At 67.9% G+C, this 16,940-nt stretch carries 19 protein-coding genes, 1 other RNA gene and 1 pseudogene; 13 read left to right on the top strand and 8 right to left on the bottom strand.

The window, feature by feature from the left end:
• Positions 1 to 68: 68 nt before the first annotated feature.
• The 3 genes from ON20_RS33245 to ON20_RS38000 are packed head-to-tail and all read left to right on the top strand — an operon-like array spanning position 69 to position 1,398.
• A complete protein-coding gene (locus tag ON20_RS33245; RefSeq protein WP_051162793.1) occupies positions 69 to 998 on the top strand; it encodes a hypothetical protein in 930 nt (309 codons plus the stop codon).
• A complete protein-coding gene (locus tag ON20_RS38005; RefSeq protein ID WP_218002559.1) occupies positions 995 to 1,246 on the top strand; it encodes a hypothetical protein in 252 nt (83 codons plus the stop codon). Before ON20_RS33245 ends, ON20_RS38005 begins: the two co-directional genes overlap by 4 nt.
• Complete coding sequence (locus ON20_RS38000; RefSeq protein WP_218002558.1) at positions 1,243 to 1,398, top strand: hypothetical protein; 156 nt, start codon at positions 1,243 to 1,245, stop codon at positions 1,396 to 1,398. The genes ON20_RS38005 and ON20_RS38000 overlap by 4 nt, the downstream gene beginning before the upstream one ends.
• On the opposite strand, the gene ON20_RS33240 is transcribed toward ON20_RS38000, so the two are convergent.
• Positions 1,385 to 1,765: a hypothetical protein gene (locus tag ON20_RS33240; RefSeq protein ID WP_051162791.1), complete on the bottom strand. Its 381-nt coding sequence runs from the start codon at positions 1,763 to 1,765 to the stop codon at positions 1,385 to 1,387. The two genes, ON20_RS38000 and ON20_RS33240, sit on opposite strands and share 14 nt — an antisense overlap.
• On the opposite strand from ON20_RS33240, the gene ON20_RS37410 reads away from it, so the two are divergent.
• From ON20_RS37410 to ON20_RS40620, 4 genes and pseudogenes are all read left to right on the top strand, one after another.
• Positions 1,752 to 3,257, top strand: coding sequence for a TrbL/VirB6 family protein (locus ON20_RS37410; protein ID WP_051162788.1), 1,506 nt, complete (start codon positions 1,752 to 1,754; stop codon positions 3,255 to 3,257). The genes ON20_RS33240 and ON20_RS37410 overlap by 14 nt on opposite strands.
• Positions 3,254 to 6,214 carry a VirB4 family type IV secretion system protein gene (locus tag ON20_RS34610; protein ID WP_169332355.1) on the top strand — a complete coding sequence of 987 codons (2,961 nt, stop codon included), beginning with the start codon at positions 3,254 to 3,256 and terminating at the stop codon, positions 6,212 to 6,214. Before ON20_RS37410 ends, ON20_RS34610 begins: the two co-directional genes overlap by 4 nt.
• Positions 6,215 to 6,270: 56 nt before the next feature.
• Positions 6,271 to 6,519, top strand: coding sequence for a hypothetical protein (locus tag ON20_RS18890; RefSeq protein ID WP_157228897.1), 249 nt, complete (start codon positions 6,271 to 6,273; stop codon positions 6,517 to 6,519).
• Between the two features lie 127 nt (positions 6,520 to 6,646).
• Positions 6,647 to 7,663, top strand: a pseudogene (locus ON20_RS40620) (recombinase family protein); the annotation flags it as partial.
• Here ON20_RS40620 and ON20_RS37990 read toward each other — a convergent pair.
• The 5 genes from ON20_RS37990 to recQ form a co-directional block, all read right to left on the bottom strand.
• A complete protein-coding gene (locus ON20_RS37990; protein ID WP_218002557.1) occupies positions 7,589 to 7,816 on the bottom strand; it encodes a hypothetical protein in 228 nt (75 codons plus the stop codon). The pseudogene ON20_RS40620 and the gene ON20_RS37990 sit on opposite strands and share 75 nt — an antisense overlap.
• A gap of 463 nt (positions 7,817 to 8,279) precedes the next feature.
• Positions 8,280 to 8,649, bottom strand: a transfer-messenger RNA (tmRNA) gene (gene ssrA / locus ON20_RS34595).
• Positions 8,650 to 8,746: 97 nt separating this feature from the next.
• Complete coding sequence (smpB, locus tag ON20_RS18880) at positions 8,747 to 9,220, bottom strand: SsrA-binding protein SmpB (RefSeq protein WP_040837202.1); 474 nt, start codon at positions 9,218 to 9,220, stop codon at positions 8,747 to 8,749.
• 57 nt (positions 9,221 to 9,277) lie between these two features.
• Entirely contained in the window at positions 9,278 to 9,517 is a 240-nt protein-coding gene (locus tag ON20_RS18875) for a WLR motif membrane protein (protein WP_040837200.1), read from the bottom strand.
• Between the two features lie 115 nt (positions 9,518 to 9,632).
• Positions 9,633 to 11,528, bottom strand: coding sequence for a DNA helicase RecQ (gene recQ / locus ON20_RS18870; protein ID WP_051162785.1), 1,896 nt, complete (start codon positions 11,526 to 11,528; stop codon positions 9,633 to 9,635).
• 173 nt (positions 11,529 to 11,701) lie between these two features.
• Between recQ and ON20_RS18865 the strand changes: the two genes are divergently transcribed.
• Positions 11,702 to 12,637 carry an SMP-30/gluconolactonase/LRE family protein gene (locus ON20_RS18865; protein WP_245547317.1) on the top strand — a complete coding sequence of 312 codons (936 nt, stop codon included), beginning with the start codon at positions 11,702 to 11,704 and terminating at the stop codon, positions 12,635 to 12,637.
• A 156-nt stretch (positions 12,638 to 12,793) separates the two neighbouring features.
• Here ON20_RS18865 and ON20_RS18860 read toward each other — a convergent pair whose 3' ends face one another.
• Positions 12,794 to 13,507: a hypothetical protein gene (locus ON20_RS18860; protein WP_218002556.1), complete on the bottom strand. Its 714-nt coding sequence runs from the start codon at positions 13,505 to 13,507 to the stop codon at positions 12,794 to 12,796.
• A gap of 84 nt (positions 13,508 to 13,591) precedes the next feature.
• On the opposite strand from ON20_RS18860, the gene ON20_RS18855 reads away from it, so the two are divergent.
• Positions 13,592 to 13,972 carry an NAD(P)-binding domain-containing protein gene (locus tag ON20_RS18855; protein ID WP_218002555.1) on the top strand — a complete coding sequence of 127 codons (381 nt, stop codon included), beginning with the start codon at positions 13,592 to 13,594 and terminating at the stop codon, positions 13,970 to 13,972.
• 240 nt (positions 13,973 to 14,212) lie between these two features.
• Here ON20_RS18855 and ON20_RS39075 read toward each other — a convergent pair whose 3' ends face one another.
• Positions 14,213 to 14,521: a hypothetical protein gene (locus tag ON20_RS39075; RefSeq protein ID WP_245547316.1), complete on the bottom strand. Its 309-nt coding sequence runs from the start codon at positions 14,519 to 14,521 to the stop codon at positions 14,213 to 14,215.
• 503 nt (positions 14,522 to 15,024) lie between these two features.
• Between ON20_RS39075 and ON20_RS18845 the strand changes: the two genes are divergently transcribed.
• The 4 genes from ON20_RS18845 to ON20_RS18830 are packed head-to-tail and all read left to right on the top strand — an operon-like array spanning position 15,025 to position 16,878.
• The gene (locus tag ON20_RS18845; protein WP_083865058.1) at positions 15,025 to 15,594 is read left to right on the top strand and encodes an RNA polymerase sigma factor; all 570 of its coding nucleotides are present in this window, start codon (positions 15,025 to 15,027) and stop codon (positions 15,592 to 15,594) included.
• Complete coding sequence (locus ON20_RS18840; RefSeq protein ID WP_040837196.1) at positions 15,585 to 16,181, top strand: anti-sigma factor family protein; 597 nt, start codon at positions 15,585 to 15,587, stop codon at positions 16,179 to 16,181. Before ON20_RS18845 ends, ON20_RS18840 begins: the two co-directional genes overlap by 10 nt.
• Positions 16,178 to 16,549, top strand: coding sequence for an Asp23/Gls24 family envelope stress response protein (locus ON20_RS18835; protein WP_040837195.1), 372 nt, complete (start codon positions 16,178 to 16,180; stop codon positions 16,547 to 16,549). Before ON20_RS18840 ends, ON20_RS18835 begins: the two co-directional genes overlap by 4 nt.
• Positions 16,549 to 16,878: a hypothetical protein gene (locus tag ON20_RS18830; RefSeq protein WP_040837194.1), complete on the top strand. Its 330-nt coding sequence runs from the start codon at positions 16,549 to 16,551 to the stop codon at positions 16,876 to 16,878. The genes ON20_RS18835 and ON20_RS18830 overlap by 1 nt, the downstream gene beginning before the upstream one ends.
• The last annotated feature ends 62 nt before the right edge of the window (positions 16,879 to 16,940 follow it).

Genomic DNA, 16,940 nt, shown 5'->3' with positions numbered 1-16,940 from the left:
GCGTTTCGGATAGAGGTCGCCGGTGTCCTTGTGAGGTCGGAATTTTTCGATCTAGCAAGGAGCTTCTTGTGAATAATTCGAGCCTCGTGAAATATGCGGGTCCGGGCGGTGAGCCGGGCTCGCCACTGGCAGTGGTCCGGGCGGGTTTCGACCGGATCGCCGCCGCGGTGGTACCCGCCGATCCGCGTCCGGTACCGACAACGGGGGCCGCAACTGGTAGCCCGATCCGGACGTGGGACGAGTTGCGCGAGCGGCTGTGGGATCAGGCCACGCCGATCGAGGAGATCGACGCGATCTGGGTGTGGCTGCTCGAACGAGTCCGCGCCGAGGCCGACGACGCGATGCTGGTGTGCGCGGGGCTGGCGGCCCCGATGCTGGCGAGGTCAGCCGGGAAATACGCCGCGCTGGGCAGCGGGCACCGCCACGACATCGAATCCGAGGTGCTGGCAGGGTTCCTGGCCCGTCTCGGTGACGTCAACGTCGACCGGCCGGGACTCTGGCATCGGCTGCGCTGGGTGGCCTACCGCGCCACACGCAAAGCAGCGAACCAGCAGCAATCCCTTGCTGCATCGGTAGGCGACCTAGAAGACGACCTCGGTCCGCTCGCGCTGCGGGCGCGCTCGATCATGGCCGGACCGGGCCATCCCGACACGGTCCTGGCCCACGCCGTGGCCGCCGGAGTGATCTCCGAAGAGGAGAGCGAACTCATCGCAGCATCGCGATGGGAGAAGCGGACGCTGACCACGCTGGCCGCCGAGCGCGGCGTGTCGGTGTGGAAGCTACGCAAGGCGCGTCCCCGCGCCGAGCGCGCACTGGCAGCGTGGCTGAGCGAGCGCCTCCACGACCTCGACCCCGAGCGGACGAGCACGGTCGAAGCCGAGGCAGTCACCGCACTCACACCGCCCGCCCCCTCACCCCGGCGAGGGCGCCGACCGAATCGGCACACCCCGGCACAGGCGCAGTCGAGCACCTACAACGGGCAGGAGGCTGCGGCATGAACACCCACCGTAAACACCTCACCCTCGCCCAGGCCCCGATCCGACTGCGGGTGCTGCGTCGCCGGTGGCCGACCCTCCTGGCGACGCTGGGCGCCACCGTGGCGCTGCTGGTGCTCGTGGCCGGATCGGCGTCGGCCGCACCGCCGCACACCGACGTGCTGGCGATCGCCTCCTCGCTGGGCGAGGTCATCGACAACGCACGCAGCTGGATCGTCGGGATCCTGGCCGGGCTGGCGACACTGTTTTGACCATCGCCGGTGCCCGGTATCTCCTCGGCGGCGGCGATCCCAGCGAGATCGAAAAAGCCAAGACCGCGTTCCGCGCCGCCTGTCTCGGCTACGCGCTCGCGATGCTGGCACCGGTCATCGTCACCGTGCTCAAATCCATCATCGGAGCCTGACCGTGAACACCACGGCCCAAGCCCCACCCGCACCTGCCAGGCACTTGCTCATGTCGCGTGCCGCTGCCGCGACCGCAGCGGCGGTACTGGCCGCGGTCCTGATCGCCGTCATCGGCGCGGCCGGTGCCGCCGCCCAGCCCGCGACACCGACACCGCCCGTGCCGGTCACACCGACACCGGCCACACCCGCCCCGACGGCCACACCACCGACCACGACAACTCCGCCGAGCCGGTGGGTGACCCCACCCTCCACCACACCGGCCTCGCCCACCCCGACCACACCCGCCACCCCGTCGCCGACGGAATCGGGGGCCGGGTCGGCCGAGTGCGGGGTCACCGACATCAACGGCTGCGTGGAGAACGCCATCGACGGGTTCTTTCAGCGGATCGTGGAAACCGCGCTCAATCCGTTGCTCGAACTGCTGTCGGAAACTTTGCTCACTACTCCGGAACCCGGGCAGATACCGGAGATCGGGGTGCTGTGGAACCAGTCGTGGCAGATCGTCACCGCCCTCTATGTCCTGGTCGTGATGGCCGCCGGGGTGCTGCTCATGGCTCGCGAAACGCTGCAGACCCAGTGGTCGATCCGCGAGCTCGCACCTCGCCTGGTGGTCGGGTTCGGTGCCGGGGGACTGAGCATGATGATCGCCACGGCGGGCATCGGGTTCGCCAACGCCCTCGCCGGCGCGGTAGCCGGCGACGGTGTCGACTCCGGGTCGGCGGCCGACGCGCTGGCCGAGCTCGCGGTGACCAGCGGCCAGAGCCGAGGCGTTTTCCTGCTGTTGCAGCTGGCGCTGGCGGTGATGCTGCTCGTGCTGCTGATCTCCTACGTCGTGCGGGTCACGATCACGATCCTGCTGATCGTGGGCGCCCCACTGCTCCTGATGTGCCACGCACTGCCCGGCATCGACGGCATAGCCCGATGGTGGTGGCGCTCGTTCGCCGCCTGCCTGGCCATCCAGGTGGTGCAATCACTGACACTGGTAACCGTCCTACGGGTACTGCTCACCCCCGGCGGCTGGCACCTCTTCGGCCCCGACGCCAACGAAATCGCCGACCTGACCGTCGCCTTGGCATTGATGTTCATCTTGATCAAGACCCCGATGTGGCTGCTGTCGGTCCTCAAGATCGGCCAAGGCCGCAGCTTCGCCGGATCGATCGTGCGAGGCTACATCGCCTACAAGACCCTCGGCCTGCTCAAAGGAGCCACCTCGGGCAGCGCCGCGACCGCCGCCTCGGCGCCACCCGCCCAGCGAGCCGCCCGCCTCCCGCGAGCCCCTCGCACCGGCTCAGCCGGCACTGGACCTGCGGACCCGTATGCGCGGGTTCGCTCGACACGCGACGGGCAGCTCATGCTGCCTCTCGAGGGTGTGCGTCGCGTACGGCGGGAACCGGGCCCGGCACGCACCGGATCCACCGGTCCGTCCCCGGGTCGCGCGCCGCGTGGGCGGCAACTCGCGTTCGACTTCGCCGAACCCGACCCCTATCGGGGAATCCGGCCCGGAAAGGGAGGCCAGTACCCCTTGCCGATCGCCGTGCGTCGGGTACGGCCCTCGCCACCACCGCCTCCCCAACCCTCAACGGCGCGAGCGGCTGCGCGGCGTCGACCGCAACAGCTCTCTTTCGATTTCGCCGAACAGCCACCAGCCGACCCCTACGCGCGAAACCGGCCCACCCGCAGCGGCCAGTACCCGCTGCCGTTCCCGGTGACCCGGGTCAAACCCGCACCACCGCCACCGAACCCACCACAACCATCCATACCCGCGCGTCCAGCGGGGCGTCAGCTGCATCTGCCGATGCCCGACCTGCCCGTGCGCCGCCGCGCGCCACGCGCTCCCCGAGGAGGAACTCGTCGATGAGCAGCACGATCGTTCGTATACCTGCTGATGTCGATCGCTCCGATCGGTTGATCGGCCCGTTCACCGCCCGTCAGCTCGCCATCCTCGCCGCCACCGCACTACTGCTGTACTCGGCGTGGATCGCGACCCGGGCCGTCCTCGCACCCGCGGTGTTCCTTGCCGCTGCCGCTCCGATCGCGGTCGTGGTCACCGTCGCCATCTCGACCCGCCGCGACGGGCTCTCCACCGACCTGCTGCTGGTCGCCGCGATCCGGCACCGCCTCTCATCCCGCCACCTCGTGACCGGCACCGAGGCAACTGCACTCGCGGCGCCGAGGTGGATCACCGACCGCGCCACGCGATCTCGCCCCCGCCCGCCGCGCCCGGCAGCACTATCGACTCAGGATCAGCGGCTACCGGAAGCGGTGACCCCCGGCAGTACTGGTGTCGGGGTGATCGATCTCGGGGGCGACGGGCTGGCTGTCGTCGCGGTCGCGGGCACCTTGAATCTGTCGTTGCGGACCCCGGCCGAGCAGGACAGCCTCGTCGGGCAGCTCGCGGGCTGGCTGCACACCTTGCGCCAGCCCGTACAGGTTCTCATCCGCTCGGCCCGCCTTGACCTGACCGCCCACCTCACCGGCCTGCATGCCGCCGCCCGCGAAATGTCTGCGGAGCTGGCCGTCGCCGCAGCCGATCACGCCGCGCACCTGAACGACCTCGCTGCGGGGGAGTACCTGGCCCGCCGCCAGGTACTGCTCGTCTGGCACGAACCACTCAACCACCTCGCCACCACCTCGCCGCGGGCCAACCTGTTCAGGCGAAACCGGACCCGGCGTGCCATGTCGACCGCCGTGCGTCGCGGCGCGGAGTCGCGGCTGCTGCGTCGGCTCAACGAAGCCGCCGATGTCTTGTCCCCGCTGGGCGTGACCGTCACCGCCCTCGACGACTTCCAAGCCAGCGCGGTCCTGCGCAGTTGCTGCAATCCCGAGGGCCTCGTCTCCGCCACGGCCGACGTCTCGTCCGCGACGGCCGTGGTCACCGCCGCCGGATCGGGCGAAGCCGGGGCGCCGGACCCGTTCGCCGGGCCGGAGGCGGCCGGGTTCGCGCCCGAGTCGTTGACGATCGGCACCCGACACCTGGAGATCGGCGGCGACTGGGCCGCCACCATCGCGGTCACCGGATACCCCAGAGAAGTCACGGCCGGCTGGCTCGCTCCGCTACTGACCCATCCCGGGCGCATCGAGGTCGCCGTGCACATCGACCCCGTCGACCCGGTCACCGCCGGCACCCAGTTGCGTCGCCAGCTCGCGCGTCTGGAGTCCTCCCGCATGCACGACGCGGGCCGGGGCCGCCTGTCGGATCCGCAGGTCGATGTCGCGGTCGAAGACGCCGCTGAGTTGTCGGCGCGCGTGGCCCGCGCCGAAGCGCGGCTGTTCCGGGTGGGGATCTACCTCACCGTCCACGCCGACACCGAAGCCGAACTCGCCGACGAACTCGCCGCGGTCCGCGCGCTGGCGGCGAGCCTGCTCGTGGACACCTGCACCCTGGCCTACCGCGCCGCGCAAGCCTGGGCCACCACCTTGCCCCTGGGCTTGGATCTGATTCGGGTGCGGCGCACCTTCGACACCACCGCCCTCGCTGCGGCGTTCCCCTTCGACTCCCCGCAACTGCCCGCCGCCGACCCGGCACAGGCCGAACGCCCTTCGGGCGTGTTCTACGGCCGCGACGCCGCCTCGGGCCTGCTGTTCGTGGACCGCTTCGCCGCCGAAGCCCACAACCACAACCTGGTCGTCCTGGGCCGCAGCGGCGCGGGCAAGTCGTATCTGGTCAAGACCGAGATCCTGCGCTCGCTGTATCGGGGGATCGAACAAATCGTCATCGACCCCGAAAACGAATACCGCCGCCTCGCCCACGCGGTCGGCGGCACGCACCTGCGGCTCGGTGCGGAAGGGCAGCGGCTCAATCCCTTCGACCTGGAAATCCACACCCGCCCCGACGGCAGCCGCAGTGCCCCCGCCGACGCTCTCACCCGCCGCAAACTGTTCCTGCACACCCTCGTCGCGGTCCTGCTCGGCAACCAGAACCCCACCCAGCGAGCAGCCCTCGACACCGCCCTGACCGCCACCTATACCGCCGCCGGAATCACCGACGACCCCGCCACCTGGACCCACCCGGCCCCGACCCTGAGCGCCCTACGTGAGCACCTGGCCCGACTCGCCACACCCACGGCCGGCGAGATCGCCGACGGACTCTCGCCCTACGTCGGCGCAGGCGCCTACGCCGGACTGCTCGACGGACCCACCACCACCGACCTCGACGGCGGGTTGGTGGTGTTCTCACTGCGGGAGCTGCCCGAGGAACTCAAGACCATCGGCACCCTGCTTGTCCTGGACGCGACATGGCGGCGGGTCTCCAACCCCGCCGACCGGCGGCCCCGGATGGTCACCGTGGACGAAGCATGGCTGCTCATGCGCCAACCCGCCGGAGCCCAGTTCCTGTTCAAGGCGGCGAAGAGCTTCCGCAAACACTGGGCCGGGCTCACCGTCGCCACCCAGGACAGCGCCGATGTCCTGTCCACCGAACTCGGGCGCGCGATCGTCTCCAACGCCGCCACCCAGATCCTGCTCCGCCAAGCACCCCAAGCCATCGACGAAGTCGCCGCAGCATTCCGGCTCTCCGAGGGCGAGCAACAATTCCTGCTCTCCGCCGCACGCGGCAGCGGACTACTCGCCGTCGGCGGCACCGACCGCGCGGTATTCGCCTCGCTGGCCTCACCCACCGAGAACGCCCTGATCACCACTTCTCCGGAGTTCCTCGCTTCTGTCGAGAATCCAGACGGGAACTCCGTAGCGCTCGACACCGACACCGATATCGACCTCAACGCATTGCCCACACCAAACCTACACAGCCATCCCGGCGACGGCCTCGACGCCGACGACGTCCTGGACACCGATATCCCCGAGCCGGACGCGGCATGACCCCGGTCCACACCACACCGACCCCGCGACCGCCCGAACCCGCCGGAGGAGAAAACGTGCCAGACCACACCGACCGCCACAACCCCCTCCAGCCCGACGCCGCCAGCAGTCTCGACGGACGAGGCGACAACATCGTGCCGCTGCACCGACCGAAGAAACGGCGCCGCATCACCGTCGAACAGGTCGAGACCGAACAGATGACACCCGACGAATACAACCAGGCCGTTACCGTCTTCGCGACTCTTATCAATCAATGGAAATCTCCCACCAGCACACCGGAATGCGACGGAGAAATAGCAGCATGAAATACCGATGTCTCGAATAATGGAGCTATCCTGAATTTCACTATTCACGCACTGCCCAGTGCGTGAATAGTTTTGCATCGCCCGCCGCCGATTCGAGCGAGAGAGTCAGATAGAGGAGCCATTGCCGATGACCCATGCAAGAAAAAAGAATAACGTCAAGCGCGGATTTCACGCGCGATTGGAAGAACTCGAAACAGTACGAGTCGCCATCTACACACGCCGCTCCACCGACGACGACCACCAGCCCTACTCCATCGACGCACAAACCACGCGCCTCGAAGCCTACGTGGCTTCCCAGCCCGGCTGGCATATCGTGCGACGCTTCTCCGACGACGCCTCCGGGGCCACCACCAACCGCAAAGACCTCCACGAAGCCCTCCGCGCAGCCCGCGACGGGCAGATCGACGTCCTGCTGGTTTACCGGGTGGACCGATTCTCCCGCAACCTGCGCGACATGGTGACCCTGCTCGACGATCTCGAACAATACGATGTGGTATTCCGCTCGGCAACCGAACCATTCGACACCTCGACCCCCATGGGCCGGATGCTCGTACAAATGCTCGGCACCTTCGCACAATTCGAACGCGACACCATCATCGACCGTGTCATCGCCGGAATGGAACGCAAAGCCGCGAAAGGGCTCTGGAAAGGCGGCAGGCGACCCTTCGGCTACACCGCCGACAAAACCGCACACACCCTCATTCCCCACCCTGGCGAATCCCCGATCGTTCGCCTGATATTTCAGCTCTACACAAACGACCGCCTCGGCTCCACCACCATCGCCCGCATGCTGAACACACGCGGGCACCGCAACAGTGGCGGCGGCACCTGGTCCGGCTATTCCGTTCTGCGGATACTCGCCAACCGCATCTATCTCGGAGAACTTACCTTCCGCGACATCACCACCACCGACTGCCACGAACCCCTCATCGACCCAGCCGCCTTCGCCGAAGCCGAACGCATCACCACCCAGCGCACCACCGAACCCGCCCGCCTGCGCGCCAACAGCTACGACTACGACTTGACCGGGAAGATGCGCTGCCCCACCTGCGGCAGCGCCATGGTCGGCTCACGCAGCCACGGCCGGAACAAGAAGATCTACCGGTACTACTTCTGCCATAACCGCAACCGCTACGGCACCGAGAAATGCGACGGCTACCGGATCGACGCCGACGCCGCCGAAACCGCCGTCCTCCACGCCCTGACAGCCTTCTACCGCGACAATGACACACTCATCGCCGACGCCGTCACCGAAGCCCAGCGCCAGCACCACGCCGGACAAGCCACCGACCACCAAGAGCTGACCACCGTCCGCGCCAAGATCACCGACATCAACACCAAGATCGACCGCTACCTCACAGCGTTCGAAAACGGCACCATGGACCCCGAACTGGTCAGCTCACGACTCACCGAACTACGCGACTCCAGCCGACAACTCACCACCCGCCGAGACGAACTCCTCGCCACCGTCGACAACGCACCGACCCTCCCCTCCCCCGCCGCCCTGACCGACATCGCCGACCACATCGCCACCATCATCGCCTCCGGCAACGACCAGACCCGCAAAGCGATCATCGACACACTCATCGCCAAAATCAAGATCACCGGACCCGACACCATCGTCCCCGTATTCCGAATCCCCCAACCCGGCACCGACCACGACACCCCCGTCAACGCCCCCACAAATGCCTCCGGGGCGCTGACCAGCGGTAAACCGTCGGTCAGCGCCCCGGAGGGACTAGTTCGTACAACTACTAATTTGGTGGAGCTGCCGGGAATCGAACCCGGGTCCTCCGCAGTGTCACCAAGGCTTCTCCGTGTGCAGTTCGCTGTGCCTCTACTCGGATCTCCCGGTCTCGCGAACAAGCCGGGATGACGATCCCAGTCGCTGTGTGCTGTCCCGTGCTACTCCGCGACCGAGCCGCACGGTGAGCCCTCTAGCTGATGCCGGCACCGGGAGCGAGGGCGAATCCCGGGCCGACAGAGACGCTGTCGCTTAGGCAGCGAGAGCGTACTCGCGCTGATGAGAATCGGCGCTTAATTGGTTGCAACGACGCTTAACGGTGGTCTCTTGCCTGCACCGACACGCTTCCCTTGAATCAACGTACGCAGTCGAAACCGTTCAGCCCCGTACGTCCCCGGCATCTTGCCGCGGCCAGCTATGTTAACACCTCGCTCGCCGGATGCATTCCCATTATTCGGGCGCGTGCACCCGACCGTATCCGCGCTACCGCATGCCCTTGACACGGCGGCCGATTTCCCTGGTCACCTCGCGTTCGGCGGTGCGGCGGGCGATGTCCTGCCGTTTGTCGTAGTCCTGCTTACCCTTGGCCAAGGCCAGTTCGACCTTCACCTTGCCGTCGGAGAAGTACATCGACAGCGGAACGAGGGTCTGGTTGCCTTCGCGGGACTTGCCGACCAGGCGCTCGATCTCCCGCCGGTGTAGCAGGAGCTTGCGGACCCGGCGCGGCGCGTGGTTGGTCCAGGTGCCGTGGCTGAACTCGGGGATGTGCAGCCCGCGCAGCCATACCTCGCCGTCGTCCACGGTGGCGAAGGCGTCCACCAGCGAGGCCTTGCCCTCACGCAGACTCTTGACCTCGGTACCGACCAGCGCGATCCCGGCCTCATAGGTATCCAGGATCGTGTAGTTGTGCCGTGCCCGGCGGTTGGTCGCGATGACCTTGCGCCCCTTCTCCTTCATAACGTCAACCTTAAGGCTCCGGGGCAATCGGTTTATTCCCGGTGCGCGGGCGGGTCGTTATGGTTGCAGCATCAGGTAGAGCACCAGCACCGCAATGAACGCGCCGAGCAGTAACAGGGTAGACAGCCGGGGCAGGTGGCCGCGTCGGCGGCGTGGGAGGCGGCGGCCGAGCCACGTGATCTCCACGGCGGGATCCCCGCGGCGGGCGGTCGCGCCGGAAGGACGGGGTACTTCGCCGCCCTGAGTGCCACCGCCGGCGTCCACTTCCTCCCCACCGGAGCCGTCACCAGTTTCCATGTCGCATAACGCTAGTCGGGAGCTTTCCGCCGCGCGGGAATACCGGGCCGGGGTGTCCAACAGGATCCGGCGGCCGGTCCGAACGAGTGGTGCCCGTTGCTCGCCGGTGGGAGCGTCACAGTGCGGGATCGTCCGCCGCGTCCGTGAGTACCTCGAGCACTTGCTCGCCGTAGCGGGCCAGCTTGTTCTCGCCCACTCCGGTGACACCGCCCAGCCCGGCCAGACCCGCCGGTTTGCAGGCCGCGATCTCGCGCAGCGTGGCGTCGTGGAAGACCACGTAGGCGGGCACTCCCTGTTCCCTGGCGGTGGCGGCCCGCCATTCGCGCAGTTTCTCGAACAACTCGGCATCCGGGCCCGTGAGCTCGGCCGTGACGCTCTTGGCGGCCTTGGCGGAGCGGACGGCGCGAGCGGGAGCCGGACGCTCCGGTTCGCGGCGCAGGCGCACGGTGCGGCCGTCGAACAGCACCTCGCTACTGGCCTCGGTGAGGGTGAGCACGCCGTAATCCCCGTGCACGGCCAACAGGCCCTGGGCCAGCAGCTGTCGCACCACACCCCGCCACTCGGTATCGCGCAGATCGGTGCCCACCCCGAACACGCTGAGCTCGTGATGGTCGTACTGCTGGACCTTCTGGTTCTTCTTGCCCAACAGGATATCGATCACATGCCCGGCGCCGAAGCTCTGACCGCGTTCCCGTTTCAGCCGCAGCACCGCGGACAGTAGCTTCTGCGCGGCGACGGTACCGTCCCAGGATTCCGGCGGCTGCAGGCAGGTATCACAGTTTCCGCACGGCTCGGTGTGCTGACCGAAATAGGCGAGCAGCTGGGTGCGGCGACAGGTCACCGTCTCGCACAGGGCGAGCATGGCGTCCAGATGCAATTGCAGCTGCCTGCGGTGGGCGGCGTCGCCCTCGGAGGCGTCGATGAGTTTGCGCTGCTGCACCACATCCTGCAGGCCGTAGACCATCCACGCGGTGGAGGCCAGGCCGTCGCGCCCGGCGCGCCCGGTTTCCTGGTAGTAGCCCTCGACCGATTTGGGCAGGTCCAGGTGGGCGACGAACCGCACGTCGGGTTTGTCGATACCCATTCCGAAGGCGATGGTGGCGACCACCACGAGACCGTCCTCGCGCAGGAACCGGGCCTGGTTCGCGGCGCGGGTGCGGTTGTCCAGGCCGGCGTGGTATGGCACCGCGTCGATGCCGTTCTCGGTGAGGAATGCGGCGGTCTTCTCGACCGAATTACGGGACAGGCAGTAGACGATGCCCGCGTCGCCCGCGTGTTCGGTGCGGATGAAATCGAGCAACTGCCGCTCGGGGCGGTTTTTCGGTTCGATCCGGTACTGGATGTTGGGCCGGTCGAAGCCGGCGACGAACCGGCGGGCCGTGCCCAGATCGAGCCGGGAGACGATCTCGTCGCGGGTCTTCTCGGTAGCGGTCGCGGTCAGCGCGATTCGGGGGACATCCGGCCAGCGTTCGTGCAGGACCGACAGCGCCAGATAGTCGGGCCGGAAATCATGGCCCCACTGCGAGACGCAGTGCGCCTCGTCGATCGCGAACAGGGCGATCCTGCCGCGGTCGAACAGGTTCGCCGTCGATTCCAGCCGCAGCCGTTCCGGTGCCAGGTACAGCAGATCCAGTTCCCCCGCGAGGAATTGCGCCTCCACCGTGCGCCGCTCGTCCGGGAACTGGGTCGAGTTCAGGAATCCGGCCCGCACCCCGAGCGCGCTGAGCGCGTCCACCTGGTCCTGCATCAGCGCGATCAGGGGCGAGATCACCACCCCGACCCCCGGGCGGACCAGCGCGGGGACCTGGTAGCACAGTGATTTGCCGCCGCCGGTCGGCATGAGTACCAGTGCGTCGCCGCCGTCCACCACATGCCGCACGATCTCGTGCTGTTCACCCCGGAAGCTCTCGTAGCCGAACACCCGATGTAGCACCTGGTGGGCCGCATCCGTTCCGGGTTCGGTGGCGGGAGGTTCGAGGTACACGGTGTCGGCGGTATCCACGGCGGCCATCCTACGAGTGTTGCCCGACACGCGAAGCCGCGAAAGTCGAGCGACGGCCGGTCGAGCGGATACAGTCCACATGTGGACAAGATGGGGTTCACACCGATTCGCCCCCGGATGCCCGCGCTGTTGGTTTGTCCGGCATGACATCGGGGATCCTGAGGTCGCGCGGGTGTGTGGTGATGATCGCGCTCGCGGTCGCGGCGGGTATCGGTTCCGCGGTACCCGCGCGGGCACAACAGTTCCCGCCGATGTGCGCGGACGGATGGGAATCGACCACGATCGTCGAGGGCGTCGGCGAACTGGAGAACCTGGATTCCGACGGTTCGGGCGGTTTCTATGTCACCGGGATCCAGGACGGGTTCCTCGCCCACATCGCCGCCGACGGGACCTTCGAGACGCTGCTCACCGGGCTCGATCACCCGGCCGGCGTCCGGTTGGTGGACCGTTCCGTGTATTTCCTGACCGGCGACGGCCTGGACGCCGCCGGTCCCGGCACCCTGCGGCGGTACGACCTGGACACCGGCGCGGTGACGGTCCTGCTCACCGGCCTCGATTCGCCGAACGGACTGCTGGTCCTCCCGGATGGCGACCTGGCGTTCAGCGTCATGGGCCTGAAGGGCGGGCCGGCCGGTATCGCCCGCTACCGGCCGGCCACGAGCGAGTTCACCGAAATCTGGTCGCCGCTGCCACTGCCCAACGGTCTCGCGCTTGCCCCGGACGGTGCGTCGATCTACACCGACAATATGACGATGCGGGTTTTCCGTATCCCGCTCGACGACCCGGCCCATCCCATGCCCGTGACCGGAATTCCCGAGCTGGTCTCGGTTCCCGACGATATGGAAGCCACCCGCGACGGTGACCTCTTCCTCGCCGAACACGCGATCGGCGCCGTCTACCGCATCGATCCGGGCACCGGGAAGAGTTGTGCGATCATCTCCGGTCTGATCAGGCGCCCCGATCCGGTCCGCATACCGCCCGATGGCGCCACCTCGGTCCGCATCGCTCGCGACGGCGACTCCTGGGCCCTGTTCGTCACCAGTATGGACGGCACCCTGCGGCGGCTGCGCCCACCGGCCGGTGTGGACCTCACGCCGGCCGATCCGCGCCGGCGGTAGCGCGATGAGCGGCCCGGGATCGGCGGCACGGTCCGCGCCGAGGCCGGCGCCTCGGTTCCGCGGCACGGACCGGGTGGTGTCGATGGACAAGACGGTGGATCCGCGAAACCCGTAACGGGACCGTGGTCGGTGTCGGTGCGATCCGCCGGCCGCCGGTCAGGGGGAATGTATGCCCCCACCGGTCGGGACGGGGTTTTTCGAAAGGGTGCTCCGCGTGGTCGACAGCGGGTCGTCCCCGGCGCCGCGCGGTACCAGAAGCCCGAGGGAGGTCCCGGTGATCACGTCGGCGGTGACCGAGCCATCGGGGTGTCTGCGCCCGTACACCGCGATCGCGGCGCCGACGCGAAGCGCCTTCACCTGGGTTGCGATCAGTACGTACACCTTGGTGCGGGGGTGGGTGTGGACGGTGGTCTTCTTCCCGCCGAAAGGGCTGGCCACGATGAGGGTGGAACCGTCGGTCTCGATGATCTTGCCGAATGCCACTCCCACACCGAGGTCCGCTTTATCGGAGGTGGACCGGGTAGGTGGAGCGGTCGGCCTCTGGGAGACGCTGGGTGTCGGGGTGGAGTCGGCCGCCTCGGGGACGGTGGTGGTGGGGGTCGCGGCGGCGGGAGTGTGCAGGGCGGGTTGGCCCACGCTGAAGTAGAAGGTCGCCACCAGCAGTACGAGACCGAGACAGAGGCCGACGAACGCGGCCCTGCCCGGCTGCCATTCGGGTGCGGGCGGGATAGCGGGCTCGGGCGGCATGGGCGGAAGGTCGGGACCGGGAGACGCTGTGGGGGTCCCGGTCCCGGGGCGTCCGTCGAGCTGCTCGGTGGGTTGAATCGAAGCGCGGCGTGACGAGTACCACGGAGAACGCTCGCTGGACATATCGTCACAGTACGGCCTGCATAGTCCTCTCTATTGTCAGAAATGGGAGGTACTTCTCGCGAATACCCTTGTTCCACTTGGCTATTGGAAAATCCGAACCGGTCGGTCCGCGCGGTGCTGTCGGAGCGCCGGCTCGCCGACGCTGCCACGGTGGCCGCGGCGCAGGATGCGCTGCGCGGCGCGGACGCGGTGTTGTCGGCCGTGTCGTGGGGCGGCGTGGAGGAGACGCTGCGCCGTGTCGGCGCGGACGAGGGCGCCCTCGCGGATGTCCCGGTGATCGATCCGACCAACACCGTCGAGCATGGTGTCGGTGTGCTGTTGACCGAGCCCGGCGCTTCCGGGGCCCAGCGCATCGGCACGTCGGCTCCCGAGGTCCGGGTGGTGAAGGCGTTCCGTCTATCCGATTCCCGCGAGTCACTGGAAGAGTGCGGGGGCCGGATCGACGACCGTCGTCCTCTGTGGTGACGATCCCGCGGCCTTGCGGGTGGTCGGGGGACCGGTGCGAGACGCGGGGCGGAGCCGGCCCATGCCGGGGTCGTTGACGCGGGCCCGGCAGATGGAGGAGACCGCCGGCTTTGTCATCGGCCTGGTGTCCGGCGGTAGCGCGTGGTACCCGCGCTCCCGTGATCGCGGGTACGGTCGGCCGGGCCCGTCGAGGTCCGGCGAGGGTGCAGGGACTCGACGGGCCCGCCCGGAAGGGGGCCGCTAGCGGGCCGAGCGCAGTGTTCTCAGCGTGACCGCGAGGCCCACCGCGATACTGGCGGTGGCTACCAGGGCGTCCGCCACGGATTGGGTGATGGCGGCGATCCCGACGGTGAAGGTGAGGCACGTGGCCAAGGCCAGCAGCGCGGTGCCCCATTCCATGCCGGCGATCCGGGCAGGTCGGTTGCGCAGTGCTGTCATGTTCTTCGAGTACCCCGGGTTTCGGGTTATAAAACCGTTATGGTCGTGGTTTTCGGGCAAGGGGGAGGTGACGCGTGGGTTTTCCGCGCTGGTGGCAGCGTGGCGAGCCATGGCAGAACCTTCCGTGTCGTGCTCGCGCCTCTATTGGCACTCAACTGTAATGACTCGTTCGCTGACGAAGGTGCACGCAGCAAATTATGAGACACCGATCACACACGCGCTGTCCGAGCTCTTGCGGTGGATGTTCCGCTTCCACTGTAGAGCCGGAAATTGCTTGGTGAAAGTTATTTTCGAGGGTAGAGCGTGGTCTAACTCGGACGAATCGATACGGTCGTACAGCTGGAACTCATGGGTAGACATGGCACCTACGAGAGAGGGCAAACGCTCAGCGATCATCGACGGTGTCGAGCCCTCGGTGTATGAAGGATCGCCACGGCCTGTCCGGTATATCTCTTCGGACACTCTCCGCGTTAACGAGAGCGTTGCGCGGATAGTTCCCCACGAGCCAACTCGTGACCGAAGAGGCCATGCTCCCAGGGCCGGTGATCGCGGAATAATCGGACGTGACGTTTCCCAACCGGTAATGGACGGGCCGAGCGGTGGAGGAGGTGAGCGTGACCGCAATCGAACCCCTACCGCATGCGACACCGGACGACGCCACCCTGGTCAGCAGGGCCCGCGACGGTGATGTGCGGGCCTATGAGCAGTTGGTGCTGCGCTATCAGTCCCTTATGTTCCGGCTGGCATGGAAAATGCTGAACGACCGGCCCGACGCCGAGGACACCGTTCAGAAGGTCTTCCTCACCGCGTGGCGCCGCCTGCCGCAACTCAACGACGACGCGGCGTTCGTGGGCCGGCTCTACCGGATGACGACCGATCAATGCCTGAACCTGATCCGGTCCCGTCGGTCGCGGGTCGACATGGACCCGGACAGCACCGAGCCGACTCGCGCGGACACCCGCCCCGAGCACGCCGTCCAGGTCGGCACCCGACTGGAAGCCCTGAACGCGGCCCTGCAGGATCGCCTGACCCCCGAGCAGCGCGTCTGCTGGCTGCTGCGCGAAGTACACGGGCTCTCCTACGCGGCGATCGGCGATATCGTCGAAGCCGACACCACTGCGGTACGCGGACGTATCACGCGGGCCCGCGCCCAATTGTCCGAGGTGATGAAGCCATGGCGGTGAACGAGACGACCGAACCGGACTATCGGCTGCCCTGCGGCCGCGACCTGGAACAGGTCTGGGAGCGGCTCGACGCGGTGGAGTCCGGGCACGCCGACGCACACGAGATCGACTGCCAGCACTGCCGGGCTGCCCGCGAAAGCCTGAAGGCCCTGCGTGAGGCGACCCGGCAATTGATCGACGAACCGGAGGCACCGCCCCCCGATCTGAGCGAGCGCATCATGTCCACCGTCCGGGCCGAGATGCGTCGCGGCCGCATCCTCGCGCTACCGACCTCACGGCCCGGCCAGGTGCAGATCAGCGAACAGGCGGTGGCCGCCGTGGTGCGCTACGCCGCCGATTCCGTGTCGGGAGTGCGGGCCCGCCGCTGCCGGGTTGCCGCGGCCGACGCCGGGCCCGGTGGGGAACACCTGGTCGATATCGAACTCACCGTCGCGATCCGGTTCGGCGCCGATACGGCCGAGTCGCTGACGGCCGTGCGCGAGCGGGTGCGTATCGCCCTGCCCGAGCGAATCGGTACGGCGGTGCATCGGTTCGATGTCCACCTGGGTGATGTCTACACCGAGAACGGTTCCGGAGACCGGCCATGACGGCCGGTCCGCTGTCGGTCGTGGTGGAACCACCGGTGATCGCCGCTGTTGCCGCCGGGGCCGCTGCCGCTACCCCGGGTGTAATGCGGCTGGAACCGGGTATCCGGGGACTCGTGTCCACGGTGCTACGCGCGGGCCGCCGGCGCTGGAAGGGTATCGACCCGGCGCCGGCCGAAGGGGTACGGGTGCGCCGCGGCGAGACCGGCCTGCTCGTACAGGTCGATATCGCCATCGCGGCGGGCCGGCCGGCGGTGGAGGTGGGACACGCGGTGCAGGAGGAAGTGGCCCGGGTGGTGTGGGAGCAGACCGGGCAACGGGTGGCGGAGGTCTGGGTGACCATCCTGGATATCGAGCCGGAGGTGCGGTGATGGCCGACCGACGCGCCGGCGACAACATCGACAACCGAATCTTCGGCGCGGTCGAGAGCGTCACCGGTATACAGCTCGCGATACCGATCGTCCGGGAGAACTCGGTCCGTTGTCCCTGGGACAGCAGGAAGTTCGCTGTGGATCTCGCGCCCGAGGTGGTCGAGGTCCGGGTGGTCGCCGCCGCGCTGCCGCTGCCACCGCTGCTGGATCGGGCCGCCGCGGCGATTCGTGCCGTATTGGCCGGTACCGCGTGGGAAGGGGCCGAGCTGCGGTTGGTGGTCACCGAACTCGACGCCGCGGCCGTTTCCGGACGGGAGGCCATCCGGTGAGCACCGCACCCGTCCCCGTGTCCCGCGCAGCGGATATATACGAATGGAACGTATTTCAACGT

It is taken from the genome of Nocardia brevicatena NBRC 12119 (genome assembly GCF_000308495.1).
Lineage (GTDB): Bacteria > Actinomycetota > Actinomycetes > Mycobacteriales > Mycobacteriaceae > Nocardia > Nocardia brevicatena.
Note: the sequence above shows the minus strand (reverse complement) of the source record. Positions and strands in the feature narration are given on the sequence as shown.

What these genes read in the sequence shown, in the direction of transcription:
- ON20_RS38005 (WP_218002559.1), top strand. Translation starts at nt 995, where the DNA reads ATGAACACCCACCGTAAACACCTCACCCTCGCCCAGGCCCCGATCCGA.
- ON20_RS33240 (WP_051162791.1), bottom strand. Translation starts at nt 1,765, where the DNA reads ATGGCGTTCTCCACGCAGCCGTTGATGTCGGTGACCCCGCACTCGGCC.
- ON20_RS34610 (WP_169332355.1), top strand. Translation starts at nt 3,254, where the DNA reads ATGAGCAGCACGATCGTTCGTATACCTGCTGATGTCGATCGCTCCGAT.
- smpB (WP_040837202.1), bottom strand. Translation starts at nt 9,220, where the DNA reads ATGAAGGAGAAGGGGCGCAAGGTCATCGCGACCAACCGCCGGGCACGG.
- ON20_RS18875 (WP_040837200.1), bottom strand. Translation starts at nt 9,517, where the DNA reads ATGGAAACTGGTGACGGCTCCGGTGGGGAGGAAGTGGACGCCGGCGGT.
- recQ (WP_051162785.1), bottom strand. Translation starts at nt 11,528, where the DNA reads ATGGCCGCCGTGGATACCGCCGACACCGTGTACCTCGAACCTCCCGCC.
- ON20_RS18865 (WP_245547317.1), top strand. Translation starts at nt 11,702, where the DNA reads ATGATCGCGCTCGCGGTCGCGGCGGGTATCGGTTCCGCGGTACCCGCG.
- ON20_RS18860 (WP_218002556.1), bottom strand. Translation starts at nt 13,507, where the DNA reads ATGTCCAGCGAGCGTTCTCCGTGGTACTCGTCACGCCGCGCTTCGATT.
- ON20_RS39075 (WP_245547316.1), bottom strand. Translation starts at nt 14,521, where the DNA reads ATGGCTCGCCACGCTGCCACCAGCGCGGAAAACCCACGCGTCACCTCC.
- ON20_RS18840 (WP_040837196.1), top strand. Translation starts at nt 15,585, where the DNA reads ATGGCGGTGAACGAGACGACCGAACCGGACTATCGGCTGCCCTGCGGC.
- ON20_RS18835 (WP_040837195.1), top strand. Translation starts at nt 16,178, where the DNA reads ATGACGGCCGGTCCGCTGTCGGTCGTGGTGGAACCACCGGTGATCGCC.
- ON20_RS18830 (WP_040837194.1), top strand. Translation starts at nt 16,549, where the DNA reads ATGGCCGACCGACGCGCCGGCGACAACATCGACAACCGAATCTTCGGC.